This window comes from Streptomyces odonnellii (assembly GCF_000981895.1).
In the GTDB taxonomy this organism is placed as follows: domain Bacteria; phylum Actinomycetota; class Actinomycetes; order Streptomycetales; family Streptomycetaceae; genus Streptomyces; species Streptomyces odonnellii.
On record NZ_LATD01000163.1, the window covers coordinates 1 to 3,694 of the forward strand.

3 protein-coding genes and 2 pseudogenes are annotated in these 3,694 nt (G+C 70.9%); 4 read left to right on the plus strand and 1 reads right to left on the minus strand.

Annotated features, from left to right (window positions below; all coding sequences use genetic code 11):
• Window positions 1-267 precede the first annotated feature (267 nt).
• Window positions 268-534 carry a hypothetical protein gene (locus WH07_RS16595; RefSeq protein ID WP_052744433.1) on the minus strand — a complete coding sequence of 89 codons (267 nt, stop codon included), beginning with the start codon at window positions 532-534 and terminating at the stop codon, window positions 268-270.
• A 107-nt stretch (window positions 535-641) separates the two neighbouring features.
• On the opposite strand from WH07_RS16595, the gene WH07_RS16600 reads away from it, so the two are divergent.
• From WH07_RS16600 to cobG, 4 genes and pseudogenes are all read left to right on the plus strand, one after another.
• Window positions 642-1,403 (plus strand): GntR family transcriptional regulator, encoded by a 762-nt coding sequence (locus WH07_RS16600; RefSeq protein WP_046500696.1) that lies wholly within the window; start codon window positions 642-644, stop codon window positions 1,401-1,403.
• 72 nt (window positions 1,404-1,475) lie between these two features.
• Window positions 1,476-1,598: pseudogene (locus tag WH07_RS37625) on the plus strand (GntR family transcriptional regulator); the annotation flags it as partial.
• Window positions 1,599-1,656: 58 nt separating this feature from the next.
• A pseudogene (locus WH07_RS41175) lies at window positions 1,657-1,885 on the plus strand (HD domain-containing protein); the annotation flags it as partial.
• 96 nt (window positions 1,886-1,981) lie between these two features.
• Window positions 1,982-3,526 (plus strand): precorrin-3B synthase, encoded by a 1,545-nt coding sequence (gene cobG, locus WH07_RS16605; protein ID WP_232788932.1) that lies wholly within the window; start codon window positions 1,982-1,984, stop codon window positions 3,524-3,526.
• The last annotated feature ends 168 nt before the right edge of the window (window positions 3,527-3,694 follow it).

The following is a 3,694-nucleotide window of genomic DNA, read 5'->3' on the forward strand; positions in this document are numbered from 1 at the left end:
AGTCATGGTGCCTCCTGTTCTTGGACGGGTGGGGGAACCCGCCGCGCGGCCGGAGTCCTGGCAGGGATGCGTCGGCCGCGGGGCGGGGGTCGGTGGGGGGACGAAGCCGCCGGACCGGGCGCGGGGTCCGGGTCGGGAGGTCGAGGCCCAAGAGGTCGGCCTCGGTGAGTGGCGTCGCTGTCCACACCAGGGCCACGCCGTGTTCGGGGCAGTGGGCCCCGGTCCCGTCCTCGATCGGTAAGTCATGCTGGCCTGTTGCGCAGCGCGTCATGGCGTCTCCAACTCGGTCTTATGCCTGGCTTCGTCGAGTTCCGCCCAGACCGCGTCCCGGTCGGCGGCGCGGTCGTGGCCGTACCGGTCGGCCAAGGCCAGCGCGGCGAGAATTCGGCTGCGGGTATGGGGGCGCAGGTCGTCGGGCAGGTCCGCTTCGATGCGGGTGGAACCCTCGCCGGTGTCCTGGATGCGCGATTTGCCGCCGATGATGGATTCGAGCAGCGCGGCCAGGGCGGCGGCCTGGATGGCAGGCGAACACACGGGTCCCCCTAGTGAGCGAGCAATCACTCCTCGTGATGCTGAGTATTCAGCTTCAACCTGATGGGTTAGCTTTGTCAATGTCGACGTTCAACCCCGGAGTGGCCCATATGCCTCGTGACACGCCCTACTTGCAGGTGGCCGATGCCCTGCGCGCCCGCATCAAAGCGGGCGAGTGGGCTGTAGGCGAGAAACTGCCTTCCCGAGCCCGCTTTGCCGAAGAGTTCGGCGTCGGCCAGAGCGTGGCGCAGCGCGCCATGGAACGCCTCATCATCGAAGGACTCCTCGAAGGTCGCGCCGGATCCGGAACCTACGTCCGCCGCCCGCGCGAGCGCCTGCGCATGGTCCGCTCCCGGCACCGCGAACGCCGCGGCGGCAGCCCGTTCCGTGCGGACATGAAGGAGCAGGGCCGCGCGGGCACTTGGGAGTCCCGCAGCGAGGCGCGCACCCCGGCGCCCGAGCACATCGCGGAGCGCCTCGCCATCGAGCCCGGAGACCTGTGCGTCGTCACCCGGTACGAATTCCTCGGCGACGGCCAGCCAGTCCAGCTCTCCGAGAGCTGGGAGCCCATGGCTATCACGGAGGGCACACCCATCGTGTTGCCCGAGATGGGCCCGCATGCAGGTGCTGGCGTCGTCGAGCGGATGCGTTCGATCGGCGTCATCATCGAGACGGCCGTGGAAGTCCCCCGTCCCGGCCGGGCCACGCAGGAGGTTGCGAACCTGCTGGGTATCAGCGTTGGCGACCTGATCACCGATATCGAGCGGACGTACTACGACATCGACGGCCGCCCGGTGGAGACAGCAGACATCACGGTCGCGGACGTGCGGTGGGAGATCGCCTACGAGATCGCGATAGAGCAGCCCGACTGACTCCGGACGTGGCGAAGGGCGCCCCGCCCCCGGCGATCGCCCTGACTCGATCATTCGGAAGGTGGCGTGGTGGTGGCACAGCCCGAGTACCTGCGGATCGCCGCTGACCTGCGGCGCCGCATCTCCAGCGGCGAGTTCGGGCCGGGCGACCGGCTCCCGATGCTGCCCGCTCTCTGCGAGGAGTACCGGGTCTCAGACACCACGATCCGCAACGCGATGCGGCTCCTCGGCAATGAGGGCCTCATCGCCGTCTGGGGCGAAGGAATCCCACGAGGCGATCTGTGCCAGGGACGCGGACAAGCTGGAGTGCCTGCTTCAGGGCATCGAGCTACAAAGCGCAGGGATACGAGAACGCGCAACGCTGGATCGACAACAGCCGCGCACGGCTCCTCACCGAGACCGCGCAACGGCCGGCCGACGAACTCCTCAGCCAGGGATCGCTGGACTGGCTACGCACAGCCTTGGGCGAGAAACCGGCCTGACCTCGGTCATGACGATATGCGCCCCACCCTCCGAAGGAAACCGCGCGACCAGGCGGGCGGGAGGGAGCGCGGGGGTACGTGGGTATGCTCGCCGCCATGTCGCCTGCCTCGCCAACACCCGCGAACCGGGACGAAGCGCACCTCCGGAATCTGCGGGATCCGGGGGCCGGTCCGTCACGGGAGTCGTTCACGCACGCCGTTCGGCCGGTGGCGGGGACGGTGCGGGAGGGCGGTGACGCCTGTCCCGGTGCGCTGCGGCTGCACACCGCGGATGACGGACGGCTGGCCCGACTGCGCCTGCCCGCAGGGTTGCTGACGTATCGTCAGGCCGAGGCGCTGGCGAACGCGGCCGAGCGCCTGGGCGACGGGCATCTCGACATCACCTCCCGGGGCAATGTGCAGCTCCGGGGCCTGGGCGTGGCCTGCGGCGATGAACTCGCGGCGCTGCTGCGCCAAGCCGGACTGCTGCCTTCCGAACGGCACGAGCGGATACGGAACATCGTCGCGTCACCACTCTCCGGACTCGACGCACACGGCGAACTCCCCGCCGGCAGCGTGCAGTTGTGGGCGCGCGAACTGGACGGACTCCTCTGCGCGAGCGAGCCCGCGACCGCCCTCTCCGGGCGCTTCCTCTTCGCCCTGGACGACGGCCGCGGGGATGTCGCGGGGCTCGGCGCGGATGTGACGTTGCTCGCACGCCGGGACGGTACGGCGATGGTGCGTACCGGGGCGAGCCGGGCGGGCCTCCTCGTACCCACCGCCGACGCCCCGAGAGCCGCGCTGCTGGCTGCGGAGACGTTTCTCACGGTGGCGGAGGCGGGTAGTTCCGGCGCTTGGCGGGTACGGGAGCTGCCGCCCGGCCATGGACTGGACGAGGCGGTCGCGGCGCGACTGGCGGACGCGGAGATCACGGCCGGGTACGTGGCGGAGATGCCCGTAACCGCCGTAGCCCTCGCGGCAGAAGCGGAATCACCAGCTCCGGGGCTGATCCGCTCCCCCGGCGGAACCGTGGCGCTGTCCGTATACGCACCGCTGGGACGGCTCAGCGCGGTGCAGTGGCGGTTGCTGACAACGGCGGGGCGTGAAGTGGCCGGGGACGCGCTGCGGATCACCCCCTGGCGCGGCATCATCGTCCCCGGGCTCGAACCGGCCGCCGCCGATGACCTGCTGGACCGTCTCCGTACGGCCGGACTGATCACCGACCGCCACTCTCCCTGGTACGGCGTCGGCGCCTGCACCGGCCGTCCCGGGTGCGCGAAGGCACTCGCGGACGTGCGGGCGGACGCGGCCGGAGCGCTGCGCCCGACCCCGACGGCGCGCCATGGGGCCCTGCCGGTCTACTGGTCGGGCTGCGCCCGCCGCTGCGGCCATCCGCAGGGCGCGCACGTGGATGTGGTCGCGACGGCCGGCGGCGGCTATCTCGTATCCGTACGGGACAGTCTCCCGGCTGATACGGCCGGTGCGGGCGGTACGGCCGACGCAGCGCGTGCAGCCGACGCAGGCAGTACGGCCGGCGCGACGCGTGCTGCCAGTACGGCCACTACAGCCGCCGACGCGGCACCGCAGTCGGCAACGACCGCGACAGGACCCGAACTCGCCGACGCGGTGGCGGCGGCACGAAGACCCCCAGTGACGAGATGAGCGAGCCCACAGTGCCCAACGAGCCCACGGTGAACCGGCACATGGTGTCCGACCACATGGAGTCGGCCCCTATGGCGTCCGGCCAGACGGCCTCCGCCCGCATGGTGTCCGACGACACAGCGTCCGGCCCCATGGGGCCGGACCACACAGTCCACGACCACATGGCGT